Genomic DNA, 18932 nt, shown 5'->3' on the forward strand with positions numbered 1-18932 from the left:
TGCCTGTGTTGCCTGCCGTCGAGCGCCGGCCGTCAGCCGTCGCCGAACAGCGTCAGGAACAGCGCGTTGTCGGGCGCGCCCGTATGCGCATGCGTGCGCAACGGAGATCCATCGGCACGATTGGTCCACCAGAAGCTCGTCCCGCCGTGCGGATCGAAATAGCCCGACAGGCCGGGCCATGCGGCGAGCGCTGGCCGCTGCGGCAGCGTCGCCGGCAGGCCGTCGACGCGTTCCGCCGGCGGCGCGCCGCCCGCCGCGAGCCGCACGCGATCGAGCGTCTGCTCGAGATCGACCGGCGCGCGCGCATGCCGGATCGCGTCGAGCAGTGCATGGCCGATCTGCCAGTAGAACGCGTCGGCGGCATCCGGCAGCCCGTTCCAGTAGTCGGCCGCCGGCATCGGCAGCGTGACGATCACCGGGTAGTAGCGTCCGACACGGTCGCAGCTCGGGGCCAGGCAGCCGGCCTGCACGCATGCCGCACCGGCGCCCGCCGGGATCAGGAAATTCCAGACCGGCGCGACCGTGTAGTGGCGCGCGATCTCGTCCGGGCCGCGCTGGCGCATCGCGGCCATTCCCTGCTGAAGCCAGCGTTCCCACCAGAGCGCGAGCGCATGCGGCAGCCGGCTGTTCACGAAGTCGCCGGCGCCGGGAATCTTTCCGTACCAGGCCGGGGCGTCGCCGTCGGCGCGCGTGAGCGGCGGGATGCGGCTCATTGCTTCGGAGGGCATGTAAAGGACTCCATCTGGGGCAGCCTGAACGGATTGCGGACACTGCCGGCATTCACCTGCAGCACGAGCGGTTTGCCGTCGACCGTGAAGCGGGCGATCATCTGGTCCGAGCCGCGCCCGGCCGACACGGCCGCGCGGTCGAACAGCCGGTGCAGCGCCCACGGCCCGTCGGTGGTGAAGCCGTCGCTCGCGCCGGCTTGCCCCGACACCTGCAGCCGCACCTGGTTGCTGCCGCGCGGGCCCGGCCAGTCCACCGCGCTCTGCACGAGCGGGCCGTGCGCATAGCGGACGATCTGGCCGTCGACGTCGAGCACCATCTCCGTGATCGACGGGTCCATTTCGAGCGGCTGGATCTGCACCTTCAGCTGCGCCGTGCGCGCGCCGCCGCCGAAATAGACGTCGCGGATCACCGCGGCCTTCTCGAACGACGACAGCATCGCCGCCGCGGCCGGATCGGCATCCGCATTGCGGTTCGCGAAACGCCACGGGTGCGACGTCGTATCGACGATCGACTGCAGGTTCTTCTGGAAGAAATCGTCCATCAGGCCGCCCGGCGCGAACATCTGCGCAAAATCCGCCGGCGCGACGTCGCGCGACGCGCCGCGCGCGAACGGATAACGGCCCGCGATCGCCTGCCGGCAGAAATCGCCGACGTTCGCGCCGGCCCGCTGGGCGACGCTGCGCTGCTCGACGGTCGCGACACTGCCGTTCGCGACGTTCGACAGGTCGTCCAGCACGTCGCGGAACGGCGTGGGCAGCCGCCCGGCCTGGGCGCGCAGACGCGCGGGCGCGTCGGACGGCGGCGGCTGTGCGCCGCTGCGCAATGCGTCATCGGTGGCCGTCAGGTACGTATAGAGCGCGTCGATCGACTTCAGCACCGCATCGAACGCCTGCGCCTGGTCGCCGCTGCCCGGCGCGAACGCGCGCAGCCCGGCGAAGTGACTGTCGACCACCTGCTCGGGGCTCGCGGGCGCCGCCGCGGACGGATTCGCGTCGCTCGCGCCCTGCCCGGCGAAGATCTGCGACAACGAGTTGCGCGCCTCGTCGACCTTGTCCTGTGCGCGCGACGCGAGATTGGGCGCGCCGCCCGGCGCATCGCCGAGCGCCGTATCGCGTGCGAGCGCAACCATCAGCCGTGTGAGCGGCGAATCCGCCGACGACAGCGCACGCGCGACCTGGATGCTCTGCGCGAGCGTCGCCGTGTGCTGCAGCTTGATGTCGGCAAGATAGTCGTCCCAGATCTTCAGGTAGTCGTTCAGGTACAGCTGGCGGATGTCGCGCGCCCACGCGCCGGCGTCGTTCGGCCCGGGAATCTCGGACAGCCCGAGGTTCAGCACCCACACTTCTTCGCGCCCGTACGTGTCGACTTCGCCGGCGAGGCGCGGCGAGAACACGTTGCGATAGCCGTTGCGCGTATACAGGCCCGGCACGCCTTCCGACAGCGGCTTGCCGCTCTGCCGGCGAAACACCAGCGACGCATCCGGCCCGACCGCGCGCGCGACGCTGAAGTCGAACGCGGACGTTGCCGGCCGCAGCGTGCGCGTGAGCTGGCGGTACAGCCGCTGCGAAAACGGCACCTGCCGCAGCCGGTCGCGCACGTCGGCCACGAGCCGCTCGTTCATCGGATACGGCGACACCGCCACCCGGTTGCCGAACAGCGCGGCGAGATGCGCGCGCAGCGCCGAGCGTTCGGCCGGCGAGAAATCGGGCGGCAGCGCGCGCTCCATCTCCAGATCGACGACGGCCTGCACGAACGCGGGATCGTAGTGCGCGCTGTCGTACAGCATCAGGTACGCCTTCAGCGCCGCATACGCGTAGTCGGTTTCGTCCGGCCGCGCGTCGCGCAGCGCGGCCTCCATCCGGCTCGCGGCGATCGGCAGCAGCACGTCCTCGAGCGCGCGCCGGTATACGGCGTCGACGGCCTCGTCGATCTTCTCGCCCTGAAAGAGCCCCCAGCGATACGCGAGCGGCGGATGCGCGCGATCGACGCCGCCGGCGTTCGCGAGCCCGCCGAGCGCGTCGAGCACGGGCAGCAGCCGCGCGATGTCGGACGCATCGGAGAATGTCGCGCCGGCGATCTGCGAATCGACCGCGGGCACACGCTGCGCGATCCGGTCGAGATACGCGCGATTGTTCGCGTAGCTGCGCAGCCACGCGGCCAGCGCCGCCACGCACACGATCGCGAGCAGCGCGTAGCCGGCGATCTGCAGCACGCGCCGTTTCTGATGCCAGCGCAGGTCGCTGCCGGCGAGCGCGGCCTCGCGGAAGATGTGTTCCTGCAGCAGCGACTTCAGGAAGAAGCTGCGCCCGGTCGAGCCGACCTGGGCAACCGGCGGCACGCCCTCGATCTTCAGGAAGCGCTTGATGCCGCTCATCACGCGGTCGAACGCCGTGCCTTCCTGCGTGCCGCTCGTCAGGTACACGCCGCGCAGCATCGGCATCGGCTCGAAGCTCGATACGGAGAACACTTCGGCGACGAACTGGCCCAGCATGTCCTGCAGATCGGCGATCTGCTGCGGCAGCAGATACGCCATCTCGCGCTGGCGTGCATCGGTCTGCGTCGCGAGCAGCTCGGGCAGCCCGTCGTTCAGCCGCTGGTGCAGCAGCCGGTATTCGCGGTCGAACGCGGCGCGCAAGTCGAAGCCTGGCGCCTCGCTCTGCGCGAGCGGGAACGTGAAGCCCCATACCTGCGCGCATTCCGCGCGGCCGAAGCCGCCGAAATACTCGGTGAAGCCGGCCAGCAGGTCGGCCTTCGTCACGAGCAGGTAGACGGGGAAGCGGATGCCGAGCTGCGCGCGCAGTTCGAGCAGCCGCTTGCGCAGAACCATCGCGTGCTGCGTGCGCTCGGCCTCCGACGCGCCGACCAGATCGGCGACGCTGATCGTCAGCATCGCGCCGTTCAGCGGCTGGCGCGTGCGGTACTTCTTCAGCAGCTCGACGAAGCCCTTCCACTCGGCTTCGTCCAGCGCGCGGTTGCCTTCGTGCGTCGTATAGCGGCCGGCCGTGTCGATCAGCACCGCGTCGTTCGTGAACCACCAGTCGCAGTGCCGGGTGCCGCCCACGCCGCGAATTGCGGCCCGGCCGAACTGCTCGGCGAGCGGAAAACTGAGCCCCGAATTGACCAGCGCGGTCGTCTTGCCCGAGCCCGGCGCACCGATGAACACGTACCACGGCAGCTGATACAGATACTGGCGCGACATCCGGTCGAACCAGTGCGCCAGCCCCTTGCGCGCGGTATCGGCCTGCCCGAAGCGGACTTTCTTCAGCAATGTCGCGGCCTCGTCGAAGCGGCTGCGCAACTCGTCGAGCTGCGCCTTCGCCGGATCGTCGGCGGTGGCCGGACCGGGCGCGGCTTCGCGCAACTGGTTCAGCAACTGGGCGTTCAGGCGGCTCGCGCGCCAGCTTCGCCACGCCACGCGTGCGCCCCACGCGACGAACAGCGCCGCGATCGTCACGCCGCGCGCCCAGCCGCTCTCGAGCGGCCGGACGTCGGCGAACGCGAACAGCGGCCCGGCGAGCCACACGAAGCAGGCGAGCACGACGAGACCGGCGAAGGTCCAGATCTCCCGCGACGGCAACGGCCGGACGAAACGCGCGACAGCCTGGTTCATGTCAATGCGCTCCCGGCGTGGCGCCGACGGCGGCGCTGCCGGGCGCCGGCAGCAGCGTGATCTCGACGCGCCGGTTCAGCGCGCGGTTCGCGGGCGTATCGTTCGGCGCGACCGGATCGAGCGTGCCGCGCCCCTCGGCCGCGAGCCGCTCCGGATGGTCGAGGCGCGCGGCGAGCATGCTGCGCACGGCCTCCGCGCGTTCGCGCGACAGATCCCAGTTCGACGCGAAGCGTGCCGTATGCACCGGCGTGTCGTCGGTATAGCCGGTCACGCGCACGTTGCCGGGCACCTGGTTCAGCGCATCCGCGACCCGCGCGAGCACCGGCGCGTAACGATCGATCACCGACGTCGAACCGGACTTGAACAGCCCGTCGCCGCGCAGCACGATCACGCTGCGATCGGCGTCGTCGCGCACCGACACGAGGCCGGCCGCGATCTCGGGCGCGAGGAACTTCGCGATGCGCGGCGCCGGTGCCGGGCGCGGCGGCGCCTGCGCGGGCTGCAGCTTCGGCACGTGCAGCGCGTCGATCGACGCGAACAACTGATCCGAATGTCCGGCCAGCGCGATGCGCAACCCGACGAACACGCCGAACCCGATCAGCAGCGCGAGCGCCACGCACACCCACAGCGGCACGACGAAGCGGCGCGACACGTCGCGCGTGACGACGTCGCGCCAGTGCGGCGACAGCGCGGGATCGAATTCGCCGCGCACCGACCGGATCGTGTGGGCCAGCTTGCGGCGCAGCGCGTCGAGCTCCGCGTGGCCGTTGTCGAGCACCCGATAGCGGCCCTCGAAGCCGAGCGCGAGACAGAAATACAGCAGCTCCAGCAGGTCGAGGTGCTGGCGCGGCTGCTGGGACAGGCGTTCGAGCAGGTGGAAGAACTTCTCGCCGCCCCAGGTTTCGTTGTGGAACGACACGAGCAGGCTGTGGGACGACCACACGCTGCCGCCCCACGGCGTCAGCGCGGCCGCTTCGTCGAGCGCCGTGCACAGGCAGTAGCGCGCGCCGATGATCGCCTCCGACGGCACGCCGGCTTCCTGCGCGCGCGCCTCGAACTGGCGGATCTCGACGACGAGGTGCTCGCGCAGCCACGCCGGATTCGGATGATGGACGGTCGAACGGATCTGCGGCACGAGATTGAGCAGCGGGTTCGCGGCCGCGACGAGCGGATTTGTGCCGCTCGCGGCCCAGCGGCCGGGCCGCGGCTGCTGCGCCGTCGGCCCGGCCGCGCCGGACGCGGCGGCCGGATGCGTGCCGCCCGGATTCGGCGGCACGAATCCGCCGGCGCCGGCGGAGATCGAATCGGAGGAAGAATTCATCGCGCTGCCCCGCCCTCACCCGCGGATCGCCCAGAACTCCATCGAGAGCCCCGGGAATTCGCCGGCGAAATGAAATGCAAGACCGCCGGAGCGCGCCAGCTGCTTCCACAGGTCGCCGCCCTTGTCGATCTCGAAATAGGTATGACCCGCGTGGTACGGGATCTGCCGCGGCGCGACCGGCAACTGGCGCATCGCGATGCCCGGCAGCTGCAACTGCACCAGATCGCGGATCCGTTCGACCGGGCCGAGCTTCGCCTGCGCGGGGAACCGTGCACGCAGGCTGTCGGCTGGCACGTCCGCGCGCACCGCGAGCACGAAGCCGGCCGTGTCGCGCAGCGCGGGATCGGCGAGCGTCGCGACCCGGATGCCGTTGCCCGCGTCGCGCAGTTCGATCTGGATCGCGTTTTGCTCCAGCACCGTTGACAACGACCGGCGCAACTCCGTCATCAATTCGGCGAAGCTCGTGCGCAGGTCGTCGTGCACGTAGACGGCGAGCGATTGCGGCCGCCGGCCGGCCGCCGTGAACGTGCTGAGGTCGCACGCGAGCTTCAGCCAGTCGCAGAACAGCGCTTCCGGATGCGTCGCGACGTCCTGCTGCGCATGCCAGGTCAGCGCCAGATAGCGGTTCACGAGCTGCAGCAACAGGAAATCCGCGACTTCCGACACGCCGCCGCGCCCCGGCTCCGACAGGCGCTCGGCCAGCGCGTCGCTGCGTTGCGTGAGCAGTCCGTGCAGTTCGCGCGTGTACGCCAGCAGTGCGGCATCGCGCTGCGCGACCAGGCGCGGCGGAATGTAACCGTCGTCGACGAGCAGCCGCGCATCGGTGCGCCGCTCGACGATCCGCACGACGCCGAGCGCATGCCAGTCGCCGGTCAGCTCGGTGTCGAGCATCAGCCGGACGTTCAGGCGCCCCGTCTGCAGCAGCGCGGGGCCGAGCGCGACCGCGTTCGCATCGGCCACTTCGTATTCGCGCACGACGTAGCGCGCAGCGTCCGGATTGCCGCTGCCGCCGCTGCCCGTCTCGGCGCCGAACGACACCTCTTCGCCGCCGCCGCGCCACAGCGGCAGCGCCAGCACGACCAGCTGGTCCTTCACATCGGCCGGCACGTCGAGCGGTTCGGGGAGATCGTCGGGATGCGACAGGTCGAACGGCGTCCCGTCGCGCATCACGCCGGCCGCCGCGCGCAGCGCGACCTTGCCGAGCGCGAGCTGCTCACGGTCGATCTCGAGCGAGTCGAAGCCCCAGTAGAACCCCTGCAGCGGCAGGCAGCGCAGCGCGACGTAGCGTTCCCAGTGCCGCTCCAACTGCTGGAAATGCTGCGGGCGCAGGAACATCCCTTCGGTCCACACCACGCGCTGACGCAGTGCGGCGACCGGCGTCGCGGACATCGTCGGTTCCGTCATGGGCGCCCCCCCGCGTCGTTCAACGCGAGACCGCCGTTCCTGACCGCGATCGACAGCTTCAACTCGCCGGGCGAGGTCTGCCAGAACTTGTATACGTTGAGCTGCTTCGCGCGCGGCAGCGGCACCGTCAGGCGCCAACGGTTCTTGTCGAGCATGCGGTACTCGGCGACCACGCCGATCGCGCCGGCCTCGACATTGCCGCGGTAGTGCAGCGTGCGCGACTCGCCCGGCCGCAGGATCACGCGGTCGGTGCCGAGCAGGTCCGCGCCGAGGATGTTCTCGGGCTTGTCCTGGAGCGAGAAGAAGTCTGCGCCGTTGAACGTCGACACCGCGCGCAGCTGGAACACCTTCAGCACGATCGGCGACGGCTTGCGGTTGAGGTCGGGATTGACGTCCGGCGCCACGTCGACCGTGATCGCATACGGCACCGCGGCGGCACGCTCGGTGGCGCCGCACCCGGGCAACAGCAATACACATCCCAATACGATGAACCCGCTCGACCGCCATCGCATATCTCACCCTCGCAGCCCAATAATCCCCCACCGATTTTCGCGTTCAAAATCGGAGATCGGGACTAAAAGGGGACAATTAATTGACCGGTAATTATGTAACTCGCACATCCTTCCATTCAAATGGAAATCGGCAATTTATTCTTGAAAAAGCCGGGTCAAATCTCCAATTACGGGCCGGGGTCGAAATTGTGGAGATGACGATGGATTGAATTGATTTCGGTCATTTTTAGAAGACGTGTTGATTCGACCGGCTCGCCGCGGCGGCCCGGTTCTATGGCACGGATACTTGCTGTATGGGCGCGCAACCCAAGCCCACTGGCCTTCGGAGACGGGTGGCGAGCGCCTCGCGGGTCGTGTCGGGCTGTTTGCATTGCGCGAACGGATGGCCGTTTTTCCGGTCATTGACGCTCGCCGAGCAAACAGCTGATGAATCCCAAAAGCACAGCGAACTATAGAAGCGATTTTCTGGATTAACAAGTCTAGAAATTCGTAGTCGATTTGAGTGCTAACTCCAGCGCAATTCACGAAATGAAACAAAAAGTAACGAAGCAAGCCGGCGGCATGATTGGCACTAGAATCCAACAGCGCTTGTGTGTCACCTTCCAATTACGCAAATATTTCATTTCAAAATGAAAGGCCGTTCATCGATCGTGATTGTTCTCGGCGCCTTGTTGCTGGGAATCGGCGGGTGCAGCACGTCCCCCACGCAGTCGGCGGCGCGCGCCGAGGTCGACAATGCGCGCGCCGCCTATGGCGCCGGCGACTACGGACGCACGATCGCGATCCTGAGCCGCGCGAAGGAGATCGACGGGGCCGACACCGACACGCAGATCGCCGCGCACAAACTGCTCGCGTTCAGCTACTGCGTGACGAACCGCATCACGCAGTGCCGCGCCGAGTTCTCGAAGATTCTCGACCTCAACCCGCGCTTCGACTTGTCCCCCGCCGAGAAGGGACATCCGATCTGGGGGCCCGCGTTCGAATTCGCGCGCCGCAGACATGCGTCGTCATCCTGACCGAACCGGTTTCCCCGCGAGCGCTTCCTCATCGAGCGACGTATGACATGCAACTGATCGTGATCGAACATGCCGGCGAGCCGGTCGAAAGCGACTCCTACGACGCCGTCGTGTTCCACCCGCCCGGCGGCACCATCGGCCGGGCGACCGACAACCATCTCGTGCTGCGCGACGACACCCGGCAGATTTCCCGGCTGCAGGCGCTGCTGCAGGTCGGCGACGATGCGTGCCTGCTGAAGAACCTGAGCAGCGTGTCGACGATCGAGGTGAATCGCGAGCCGGTCGGCTATGCGCAGGAGCGCGCGCTCAATACCGGCGACATCATCCGGATCGGGCCGTACGTGTTGAGAGCCGAGCGCGACGACGATCGCGCGGCGCCGGTCGTCGACATGCCCGCCGCCTCCGGTACGAGCGGCGACCCGCGGAGCGCGGTGCCGGAGACTGCCGCGCGCGCGCATGGCGAGAAAGGCGCCGGCAACCGGCTGTGGGGCCTGTTGCAGGAACGCCTGGTTCCGCGCGGCAAGGCGGTTGACGCCGACACACGGTCCGGCACGGCGCACCGGGATGCGGCGCAACCGGCAAGCCGTGCCGCGCACGCTGATGCAGCGGCGGCGCCATCGCAACGCGACCTGAATCAGTTGTCGATCGACCCGCTCGATCTGTTCGCGCAGTCGTCGCCCGAGATCGGCGCACCGGATTCTGCGTCATCGACCGAACACGGCCATGCCGGTCGCGACGCGCCGTCCGCGACGCAGGCCGACCACGCGCCCGAGTGGACGCAGCACGTGCGCGTGCAACCGGCGGCGGCACACGCCGAGCCGCAGCCGGCCGACGAGCCGGCGCCGCAGGCACCCCGCATCCCGACGCCCGATGAACTGCTGAACGCGTTCTTCGAAGGCGCCGGGCTCGATACGGCCGCCGAATCGCATCAATGGTCGGCCGAGCAGCTGTACATCGCGGGGCAGTTGCTCGCGCTGTTCGCGAACGGCACGGTCGAGCTGCTGTCGTCGCGCAGCATCCTGAAGCGGGAGGTGAAGGCGCACATGACGATGCTGCTCGATCGCGAGAACAATCCGCTGAAGCTGCTGCCGGACGGCGGTGCCGTGCTGCGCCAGATGTTCGGCCTGCCGCTGCCGGGCTTCATGTCGCCGCAGAGTGCGGTCAGCGATGCGTTCCAGGATCTGCATGCGCACCAGATCGGCATGGTCGCGGGCATGCGCGCCGCGCTGATGGACTTGCTGACGCGCTTTTCGCCGCAACGGCTGCGCGAGCGCGACGATGCGATGCGCTGGTACGAGAAGCGCGTGCCCGCGCTGTACAAGGCGAGGATGTGGGATCGCTACGCGGCGACCCATCGCGACACGGTGTTCGCGATCGAAGACGATTTCGCATCGGTGTTCGGCAAGGCGTTTCTTGCGGCGTACGACGCGGAAGTGGAGAGCTATCGCGGCAGCAGCCGGCATTGAATGACGGGCGCGGCCGGTGCCGCGGCGCGACGGACGGCAATATGTCGCGCATTCGCCTTCGTGCGCCGTGTGTCCCGTGCTCGACTGGAACGACCGCCATGACCGTGCATCGTTGACGCACTCGGCGCGGGCATCGCGGCGTCACCGGATCACGCGGCTTGCGCCCGCGCGCAGTGCGAACGCAAGCCGCGATGATGCCGCGACGGCACCGCACGATGCGGACGCAACCATCCCGTACGGCACGCAGAAAAAAGGCCGGGCAGCACGCCCGGCCTCCGGCAACGCGACGCGCGCACCGCGCTCGCTACGGCACGCACGCGGTCGAACGATCGTCAGACCGCCATCACCGTCACCGACTTCGTCACGAGGTACGGCTCCAGCGCTTCCGGCCCGCCTTCCGATCCGTAACCCGAATCCTTCACGCCGCCGAACGGCATTTCCGGCCACGGCGTCGCGGGCTGGTTGATCCACAGCATCCCGACTTCGAGACGCTGCGTGAGCAGATGCACGTTCGCGAACGAACGCGTGAACGCATAGCCAGCCAGCCCGAACGGCAGACGGTTCGCTTCGGCGATCGCGTCCTCGAGCTTGTCGAAACCGCGGATCGCGGCGACCGGGCCGAACGGCTCGTTGTTGAACACGTCCGCTTCGAGCGGCACGTTCGAGATCACGGTCGGCGCGAAGAAGTTGCCTTCCGAGCCGACCCGTTCGCCGCCGGTCTCGATGCTCGCGCCGACCTTGCGCGCGTTGTCGACGACCGACGCCATCGCGGTCAGCCGGCGCGGGTTCGCCAGCGCGCCGAGCGTCGTGCCTTCCTCGAGGCCGTTACCGACCTTCAGCCCCTCCGCATGCTGAACCAGCGCGCGCGTGAACGCGTCGCGGATGCTGTTGTGCACGAGGAAACGCGTCGGCGAAATGCACACCTGGCCCGCGTTGCGGAACTTCGCGCCACCGGCGGCCTTCACCGCCAGCGCGACGTCCGCATCCTCGGCGACGATCACCGGCGCGTGGCCGCCCAGCTCCATCGTCGCGCGCTTCATGTGCTGACCGGCGAGCGCGGCGAGCTGCTTGCCGACCGGCGTCGAGCCCGTGAACGTCACCTTGCGGATCACCGGGTGCGGAATCAGGTACGACGAAATTTCAGCCGGGTCGCCGTACACGAGACCGATCACGCCCGCCGGCACGCCCGCGTCGACGAATGCGCGCAGCAGCGCGGCCGGCGATGCCGGGGTTTCTTCCGGCGCCTTCACGAGGAACGAACAGCCGGTCGCCAGCGCGGCGCTCAGCTTGCGCACCACCTGGTTGACCGGGAAATTCCACGGCGTGAACGCCGCGACCGGGCCGACCGGCTCCTTCACGACGGTCTGCTGCGCGCCGAGGTTGCGCGGCGGCACGATCCGGCCGTACACGCGGCGGCCTTCGTCCGCGAACCATTCGATGATGTCGGCGGCCGACAGCACTTCGACACGGGCTTCCGTCAGCGGCTTGCCCTGCTCCTGCGTCATCAGCTGTGCGATCGCGTCGGCGCGCTCGCGCACCAGTGCGGCCGCCTTGCGCATCGTCGCCGCGCGCTCGTGCGCCGGCACCTTGCGCCATGCTTCGAAACCGCGCTGCGCGGCAGCCAGCGCGCGATCGAGATCGGCGATGCCCGCGTGGGCCACCTTGCCGATCGCCTTGCCCGTCGCCGGGTTCACGACGTCGATCGTCTTGCCGCTCGCGGCGTCGACCCACTCGCCGTCGATCAACAGTTGCGTATCGGTATAAGTCACGTTAGCCATCCAGACACCCCTACTTTGCGTCGATAAAACGCGCGCTGCCGCGAACGGCCGCGCGCGGGTTGACAGAAAGAGCTGCGCAGCCGGGCGCGACGCACCCGGCAACGTTCGACGGCAGGCACGCGGCACGCATGCCCGTCGTCATCCGCCACGTCCGGCCGCGCTTAACGCGCGGCCGCCGTCGCCTTGCGGAGTTTCGCGACGTCCGCCGCCTGCACGGCCGGCGCGCCGTTGTTCCAGCCGGCGCGCATGAACGTCAGCACGTCGGCGATCTGCCGGTCGTTCAACGCGTTCGCGAACGCCGGCATCGGGTACGCGGACGGCACGCCACCGATCACGAGCGACTCGCTGCCGTTCAGCGTCACGTTGATCAGCGACGCCGCATCGGCCTCGAGCACGTTCGGATTGCCGGCAATCGGCGCGAGCAGCGGCGCGTAGCCGCGGCCGTCCGCGCCATGGCAATGCAGGCAGTAAGCGTTATACACCTTTGCGCCGGAATCGTTCGCCGGCCGGACCAGCGCGGCCTGCGTCGCCTTCGGATCATAACGGTAAGGCGGCGCGCCCGTGCCGCCGGCCGCCGGCAACGATTTCAGATACCGGGAAATCGCCGCCAGGTCGTCGTCGGTCAACGACTGCGTGCTGTGATTGATCACGCTGACCATCGAGCCGAACGCCGTCGCATGCCGGTTCGCGCCGGTCTTCAGGAACTGCGCGACCTCCGCGTCGCTCCAGCGGCCGAGCCCCGTATTGTGCTCGCCGGTCAGGTTCGACGCGAACCAGTTGTCGATCGCCGCGCCCGACAGGAACGCCGCGCCGCCTTCGTCGAGCGCCTTCTCCTGGAAGCCGACGCCGCGCGGCGTGTGGCACGACCCGCAATGGCCGAGCCCCTGCACCAGGTACGCGCCGCGGTTCCACATCGCGTCCCTGGCCGGCTTGTCGGCGTATGGCGTCGTGTCGAGGAACACCGCGTTCCACAGCGCGAGCGGCCAGCGCATGTTCAGCGGCCACGGAATGTCGGACGGCCGGTTCGCCTGCTTCACCGGCTCGACGCCGTGCATGAAGTACGCGTACAGGGCCTTCACGTCGTCGTCGCGCAGCTTCGCGTACGACGGATAAGGCATCGCCGGATACAGGCGATGGCCGTCCTTCGCGACGCCCGCGCGCAGCGCGCCCGCGAACTCGGCCTCCGTATAGCCGCCGATGCCCGTGTCCGGGTCGGGCGTGATGTTGGTCGTGTAGATCGCGCCCATCGGCGTGACCATCTTCAGCCCGCCGGCGAACGGCACGCCGCGCGGCGCGGTGTGGCACGCGACGCAATCGCCCGCTTTCGCGAGATACGCGCCGCGCGCGACGAGCGCGCTGTCGGCCGGCGCCGTTGGCGCGGCGTGCGCCACCGCGCCGGTGGTCAACGCGGACAGCGCGAGCAGCGATGCGCCGAGCGCGTGCGCGGCGCCATTCAGGCGGTTCGGACCGCTCGGACGGTTCAGGGTGAGGTTTAGCATGGTTCGTCCTCCCCTCAAGCCGTCTTCAACTGACTGCCGACCGGCAGCTTGCGCAGCCGCGTGCCGGTTGCCGCGAAGATCGCGTTCGACAATGCCGCCGCCGTGGCGGCGGTGCCCGGCTCGCCGATCCCGCCCGGCGCCTCGCCGCTCTTCACGAGATGGACCTCGATCGGCGGCGTCTCGTTGATGCGCATCATCCGGTAGTCGGTGAAATTGCTCTGCACGACGCGGCCGTCCTCGATCGTGATCTCGCCATACAGCGCGCCCGTGATCCCGAAGATGATGCCGCCCTGCACCTGCGCCTCGATCGTGTTCGGGTTGACGACCATCCCGCAGTCGACCGCGCACACGGCACGCTTGACCTGCACTTCGCCGTCTTCCACCGCGACGTCGATGACGATCGAGAAGAAGCTGCCGAACGCATGCATCACGGAGACCCCGCGCCCTTGCCCCTTGGGCAGCGGCGTGCCCCAGCCGGCCGCCTTCGTCGCGACGTCGAGCACGTTGCGCGCGCGCGGCGTCTTGTCGAGCAGCGCTCGGCGATACTGGACGGGGTCGGTCTTGGCCTGTGCCGCCAGCTCGTCGATGAAGCTTTCGACGACGAACGTGCCGCGCGTCGGCCCGACGCCGCGCCAGAACGCGGTCGGCACGTGGCGCGGCTCCTGGCGCACGTAGTCGACGAGCTGGTTCGGCAGGTCGTACGGCAGCTCGGCCGCCACCTCGACCGCATCGGGGTCGATGCCGTTCTGGAATGCCGGCGGCGCAAAACGCGCCATGATCGACGAGCCGACGATCCGGTGCTGCCACGCGATCGGCTTGCCGTTCGCGTCGAGGCCCGCCGAGATCCTGTCGTAGTAACACGGCCGGTACATGTCGTGCTGGACGTCTTCCTCGCGCGTCCACACGACCTTCACGGGCGCATCGACCTGCTTGCCGACCTTCACGGCCTGCGCAGCCATGTCCGTCTCGAGACGACGGCCGAAGCCGCCGCCGAGCAAGTGGTTGTGCACGACGATCCGCTCCGGCGCGAGGCCCGTGAGCCGCTGCACGACATCGCGCACACGTGTCGGCACCTGCGTGCCGAGCCAGACCTCGCAGCCGTCGCCGCGCACGTGCACCGTGCAGTTCACCGGCTCCATCGTCGCGTGCGCGAGCAACGGCTGTTCGTAGACGGCGTCGACGCGCGTCTTCGCGTTCGCGAATGCCTGGCCGACGTCGCCGTCCTTGCGCGCGACCGCGCCCTTGCCGTTCGCCGCCGCCCGCGCGAGATCCGCGAAAAGATCCTGGGTCGACACCTTCGCACCCGCGCCCTCGTTCCACTTCACGACGAGCGCCGATGCGCCGCGCTTCGCGGCCCACGTGTGATCGCCGACCACCGCGACCGCGTTGTCGACGCGCACGACCTGGCGCACGCCGGGAATCTTCTTCGCGGCCGTGTCGTCGACGCTCGCGACCGTGCCGCCGAACACCGGGCTGTTCACGATCACCGCGTACAGCATGCCGGGCAGGCGCACGTCGAGCCCGAACTGCGCGGTGCCGTCGACCTTCTCCGGCGAATCGAGCCGCTTCACCGGCTTGCCGATCAGCGTGAAGTCTTCCGGCTTCTTCAGCGCGACGTCCTTCGGCACCGGCAGCGTCGCGGCGGCGTCCGCGAGCTGGCCGTACGACGCGCGACGGCCGCTCGGCGGGTGCCGCACTTCGCCGTTTTCGGCCCGGCACGCGGCCGGATCGACGTGCCATTGCTTCGCCGCCGCCGCAACCAGCAGCGTGCGCGCGGTCGCGCCCGCGCGGCGCAGCGGTTCCCATGCGTAACGCACCGACGTCGAGCCGCCCGTCAACTGGCCGCCGAGCAGCGGATCGAGGAACAGCTTCTCGTTCGGCGGCGCGTGGTCGAGCGTCACGCTCGACAGCGGCACTTCGAGTTCCTCGGCGATCAGCATCGGCAGCGCGGTGTAGACGCCCTGGCCCATTTCCACCTTCGGCATCACCAGCGTGACCTTGCCGCCGCGGTCGATCTGCACGAACGCGTTCGGCGCGAACACGCCGGCGCGCGCGCTTTCGTCGGCATCACCGCCGATCACCGAGCGCCGCGCGTCATCGCCGGCTGCCGGCATGCTGAAGCCGAGCAGCAAGCCGCCGCCCGCGGCCGCGCCGAGCGATACGCCGAACCGGAGGAACCCGCGGCGCGACAGGCCTGCGCCGGCCCGGCCGGCTTCGATCAGTCCACGTGACATGTCAGCCTCCGCAGCGCAGCCTCGACGACGCCGACCGGCCCTTCGGGGCGGCGCGAACAAAGTGAACGTGAGGGTTGTTTCATCTCACGCCCCCTTCGCGGCATGCTTGACCGCCGCGCGAATCCGGTTGTACGTGCCGCAGCGGCAGATGTTGCCGGCCATCGCCGCATCGATGTCGGCGTCGCTCGGGCTCGGGTTCGATGCGATCAGCGCGGCGGCCGCCATCACCTGCCCCGACTGACAGTAGCCGCACTGGACGACGTCGAGCTCGCGCCAGGCCTCCTGCACCTTCTGGCCGGCCGGCGTCGCGCCGACGGCCTCGATCGTCGTGATCCTGCGGCCCGCGACGGCCGCGACCGGCAGCACGCACGCGCGCGCGGCGACGCCGTCGAGATGCACGGTGCACGCGCCGCATTGCGCAATCCCGCAGCCGAATTTCGTGCCGGTCAGGCCGACGACGTCGCGCAGGACCCACAGCAGGGGCATGTCGTCGGGGGCGTCGACCGTGCGGTTTTCGCCGTTGATGTTGAGGGTGACCATTCAGCCTCCGGGGCCGGTGTATTGGGGAAGCGGCGCGGCCGGCGCGCCGTGGGTTCATCGCCGCCGCGCATGGCGCGGCGACTGTCGCGCGGCCCGGGTGGGAGCGAGCCGCGGCGATGGTTCAGCGTCGGTCATTCGACCGCGTCGATGCCCGACAGCACCTTGATGACGGGCGGCGCCGCGAACCAGTCGGCCGACTTGATGCGAAACGCGGTGAAGTACGGGCTGGCGAGGTGGGCGTCGAAGGCCGCCTGGTCGTCGTAGATCTCGAACAGATGCAGCGCCGCCGAGCCGTCCTGTTCGCGGAACAGGTCGTAGCGGCGGTTGCCGGGTTCGGCGCGGGACGACGGGACCATGCTGCGCAATTCGGCCTCGACGGCCGGTGCATGTTCGGGTTTCGGGAAGATCGAGGCCATCACGTAAAGCGCCATGTTTACACTCCTTTTCGAAACGGAAATGCTGCGGAAATACAGAAATGCCGCCATCGGCCCGCGCCACGTGACGCGGGCCGATGGCCGGCCGGGTGTGTGTGTCAGGCGAGTTCGTCCGGGCCCACACGCACGACGACCTTGCCGAAATTCTTGCCGGCGAGCAAGCCGATCAGCGCATTCGGTGCATCGGCCAGATCGGGGATCACGTGCTCGAGCGCCTTCACGTTGCCCTGCGCGCCCCACTCGCGCCTCGCTTTCAGGAACGGCGCATAGCCGGTCGCATTTCAGTATGGAAATCGTTCGTGGCGAGCGCACCGACCGGGCGCGCGTTCAGGATGATTCTGCGGTTTGCTGCCTTGCTTTGCGGCATGGGAACCTTCGTCAAGAAATGGACGTGCAACGTGCACGATCGGATCAACGTTGGACAACCGTGATGCAAATGCCTGCGGGAGTGCCGGTGAATCGCGCCGACGCCGCCGCAGGCACGCGGGTAAAGCAGTCAAACCCCGATTTGAGTAGACCAGTCGTCTAGATTTCGGGCAAAAACAACGCGCGCAATGCGCGCCCGGGTTACGACCGTGCTTCGTCATCCGCGACCGGCGGCAGATTCAGCATCCGCCGCGTTTCGCGCATCGCGCGTTCGAGCGGTTTGCGGTTGCGGTGAATCTTCTCCAGCAGCGTTGCGCCGAGCCACAGCTCGTAAAGAATCGCGGCCGTGTGCGCCGGATCGTCGACGCCGCTCAGCGAACCGTCGGCCAGCCCGGCCTCGATCCCGCCCGCGAGCCGCTCGATGATCTGGCCGGTGCCGCGCCGCAGGACCGCGCGCATCGCTTCCGACAGATCCGACACCTCCGCGCCGAGCTTCACCGCGAGGCACTTGCCTTCCGGGTCGTCCGCGCACTGCGTGTGCAGCCAGTTGCCCCAGTACGTCATCAGGCGCTGCGCGCCCGTGCCGGCCTGATGCCGGAGCAGGTTGTCGAGATGCTCGAGATAGCCTTCGAAATACGATTCGAGCAGCGCTTCGCCGAACGCCTCTTTCGAGCCGAAGTAATGGTAGAACGACCCCTTCGGGATGCCCGCCGCAGCGAGAATCTCGTTCAGACCGACGGCCGAAAACCCCTTGTGGAGCATGATCGGCTTCGCGATATTCAGGATGTGCTGGCGAACTTCCGCGCCTGAAGATGCATTCATGATGGCGTATCTTAGCAACGATTAGACCGGTCGTCTAGTAACGTCGAGCCGGTGGATTGAGCGGCACTTTACCCGATCCCCGGCGCGCGCCCAATGGTCCGGCATCGGCCCGTGTGGTCGCGCGCACGGCCTCGCGCGCCGCGACCCGGCGGCGCTGGCGGCGCTGCATCGATCGTGTCGGGAGATTCCGCCTGGAATGGCGGGGAGAGAGGCGCACGATACCGGCGGCCGGCGCGCCGGCCGCACGGCTGGCGGCCTTACAGCCCTTCGTCTTCGAAGTTCCGCGCGTACTGGAGCCGGTTGCCCATCTGCGGATCGGTCGCCTGCTCGTAATCGGTGTCCCAGACCTGGGTGGCCTGTTCGACGCTCGTCGAGTTCTTCAGGTCCGAAATCGTCTGGCTGTACGGGCCGTCGAGTTCCTGGTTCATGAAGCCGATGTTCGCGTCGAGGCTGCCGGGGTCGAGATGGTGCTGGTTCGCATACGCGATCTCGCCCTGCTTGCGTGAGCCGCCCCATTGCGCGAGCCCCCAGCCGTTCGCGTTGTCGTCCGCGAAATTGCCGGACGGCCCGCCTTCGACACCGCCCTGGTTGACGTCCGGCTCCAGATTGCTTTCCTGTTTCAGGTTGCCGAGCGCACCCGCGATTTGCGTGTCGTTCAGGCCGTAGCGGCTGCGCAAATCGTCCGCGATCGCGTTCGCGGCGCTGCCGCCGGTGTTCGCGGGCAGCGTCGACGTGCTTTGGCCGGTCGACTGCGGGCCGTTGTTCTGGTTGACCTGATTGCCCGGGTCGCCGCTGCCGGTGCTCGCCGGCGACGCGCTACGCAGGTTCAGCGCAGGCCCGTTGTTCTGGCCGGTCGACTGCGACGGATCGTTCTGCGGCAGCGCGTTGTCGTTGGCCAGCGGCGAAGGCGAACTGCCGGCGCCGCCCACCGGCGATGACGACGAATCGTCGTTGCCCTGCCCGGACAGCAGGTTCTTGAGCTCCGCCATCAGCGCCTGGATGATCTGTGCGATCTGTTGCGTTCCCAAGTTGTCCGGCGACGACGCGTCGCTGGTCGGATCACTCCGGGTCGTCGGAGCGCTGCCCTGAATCGTGATGGTGATCATGATTGCCGTGGTCCGCAGGTAGTCGACGCGGTCGGACGCGTCGCGTGTCGCCGTCGTGTGCGCCGACCGAACCTGGCCGGCCCCGGCACGTTTCG

The 18932-nt window shown here is 68.7% G+C and carries 14 protein-coding genes and 1 pseudogene; 2 read left to right on the plus strand and 13 right to left on the minus strand.

Going from position 1 to position 18932, the window contains the following annotated elements; translation table 11 throughout:
* Positions 1 to 32: 32 nt before the first annotated feature.
* The 5 genes from tagF to tssJ are packed head-to-tail and all read right to left on the minus strand — an operon-like array spanning position 33 to position 7576.
* Positions 33 to 728 (minus strand): type VI secretion system-associated protein TagF, encoded by a 696-nt coding sequence (gene tagF, locus BME24068_RS33005; protein ID WP_174928593.1) that lies wholly within the window; start codon positions 726 to 728, stop codon positions 33 to 35.
* On the minus strand, positions 710 to 4339 hold the full coding sequence (tssM, locus tag BME24068_RS33010; RefSeq protein WP_174928594.1) for a type VI secretion system membrane subunit TssM: 3630 nt from the start codon (positions 4337 to 4339) through the stop codon (positions 710 to 712). The genes tagF and tssM overlap by 19 nt, the downstream gene beginning before the upstream one ends.
* A 1-nt stretch (position 4340) precedes the next feature.
* A complete protein-coding gene (locus tag BME24068_RS33015; protein WP_174928595.1) occupies positions 4341 to 5660 on the minus strand; it encodes a DotU family type VI secretion system protein in 1320 nt (439 codons plus the stop codon).
* Between the two features lie 15 nt (positions 5661 to 5675).
* Positions 5676 to 7064, minus strand: a complete 1389-nt coding sequence (gene tssK / locus BME24068_RS33020) for a type VI secretion system baseplate subunit TssK (RefSeq protein ID WP_174928596.1) — start codon at positions 7062 to 7064, stop codon at positions 5676 to 5678.
* Complete coding sequence (gene tssJ, locus BME24068_RS33025) at positions 7061 to 7576, minus strand: type VI secretion system lipoprotein TssJ (RefSeq protein ID WP_096498560.1); 516 nt, start codon at positions 7574 to 7576, stop codon at positions 7061 to 7063. Before tssJ ends, tssK begins: the two co-directional genes overlap by 4 nt.
* Before the next feature lie 629 nt (positions 7577 to 8205).
* Between tssJ and BME24068_RS33030 the strand changes: the two genes are divergently transcribed.
* Both BME24068_RS33030 and tagH read left to right on the plus strand, forming a co-directional pair.
* Positions 8206 to 8592: a TssQ family T6SS-associated lipoprotein gene (locus tag BME24068_RS33030; RefSeq protein WP_096498562.1), complete on the plus strand. Its 387-nt coding sequence runs from the start codon at positions 8206 to 8208 to the stop codon at positions 8590 to 8592.
* A gap of 47 nt (positions 8593 to 8639) precedes the next feature.
* Positions 8640 to 10058, plus strand: coding sequence for a type VI secretion system-associated FHA domain protein TagH (gene tagH / locus BME24068_RS33035; protein ID WP_174928597.1), 1419 nt, complete (start codon positions 8640 to 8642; stop codon positions 10056 to 10058).
* Between the two features lie 332 nt (positions 10059 to 10390).
* On the opposite strand, the gene BME24068_RS33040 is transcribed toward tagH, so the two are convergent.
* The 8 genes and pseudogenes from BME24068_RS33040 to BME24068_RS33075 all read right to left on the minus strand — a co-directional run bounded on the left by BME24068_RS33040 (position 10391) and on the right by BME24068_RS33075 (position 18837).
* A complete protein-coding gene (locus BME24068_RS33040) occupies positions 10391 to 11836 on the minus strand; it encodes an NAD-dependent succinate-semialdehyde dehydrogenase (RefSeq protein ID WP_096498566.1) in 1446 nt (481 codons plus the stop codon).
* A 161-nt stretch (positions 11837 to 11997) separates the two neighbouring features.
* Positions 11998 to 13335, minus strand: coding sequence for a cytochrome c (locus tag BME24068_RS33045; protein WP_174928598.1), 1338 nt, complete (start codon positions 13333 to 13335; stop codon positions 11998 to 12000).
* Between the two features lie 14 nt (positions 13336 to 13349).
* Positions 13350 to 15569, minus strand: coding sequence for a xanthine dehydrogenase family protein molybdopterin-binding subunit (locus BME24068_RS33050; protein WP_174928599.1), 2220 nt, complete (start codon positions 15567 to 15569; stop codon positions 13350 to 13352).
* Between the two features lie 84 nt (positions 15570 to 15653).
* Positions 15654 to 16109, minus strand: a complete 456-nt coding sequence (locus BME24068_RS33055) for a (2Fe-2S)-binding protein (protein WP_096498572.1) — start codon at positions 16107 to 16109, stop codon at positions 15654 to 15656.
* A gap of 131 nt (positions 16110 to 16240) precedes the next feature.
* The gene (locus tag BME24068_RS33060) at positions 16241 to 16540 is read right to left on the minus strand and encodes a putative quinol monooxygenase (RefSeq protein ID WP_174928600.1); all 300 of its coding nucleotides are present in this window, start codon (positions 16538 to 16540) and stop codon (positions 16241 to 16243) included.
* A gap of 101 nt (positions 16541 to 16641) precedes the next feature.
* A pseudogene (locus tag BME24068_RS33065) lies at positions 16642 to 16821 on the minus strand (NADP-dependent oxidoreductase); the annotation flags it as partial.
* A gap of 289 nt (positions 16822 to 17110) precedes the next feature.
* The gene (locus BME24068_RS33070) at positions 17111 to 17731 is read right to left on the minus strand and encodes a TetR/AcrR family transcriptional regulator (protein ID WP_096498576.1); all 621 of its coding nucleotides are present in this window, start codon (positions 17729 to 17731) and stop codon (positions 17111 to 17113) included.
* Between the two features lie 257 nt (positions 17732 to 17988).
* Complete coding sequence (locus BME24068_RS33075; protein WP_174928601.1) at positions 17989 to 18837, minus strand: phage tail tip lysozyme; 849 nt, start codon at positions 18835 to 18837, stop codon at positions 17989 to 17991.
* Positions 18838 to 18932 lie beyond the last annotated feature (95 nt).

This window comes from Burkholderia anthina (genome assembly GCF_902498995.1).
Lineage (GTDB): Bacteria > Pseudomonadota > Gammaproteobacteria > Burkholderiales > Burkholderiaceae > Burkholderia > Burkholderia anthina.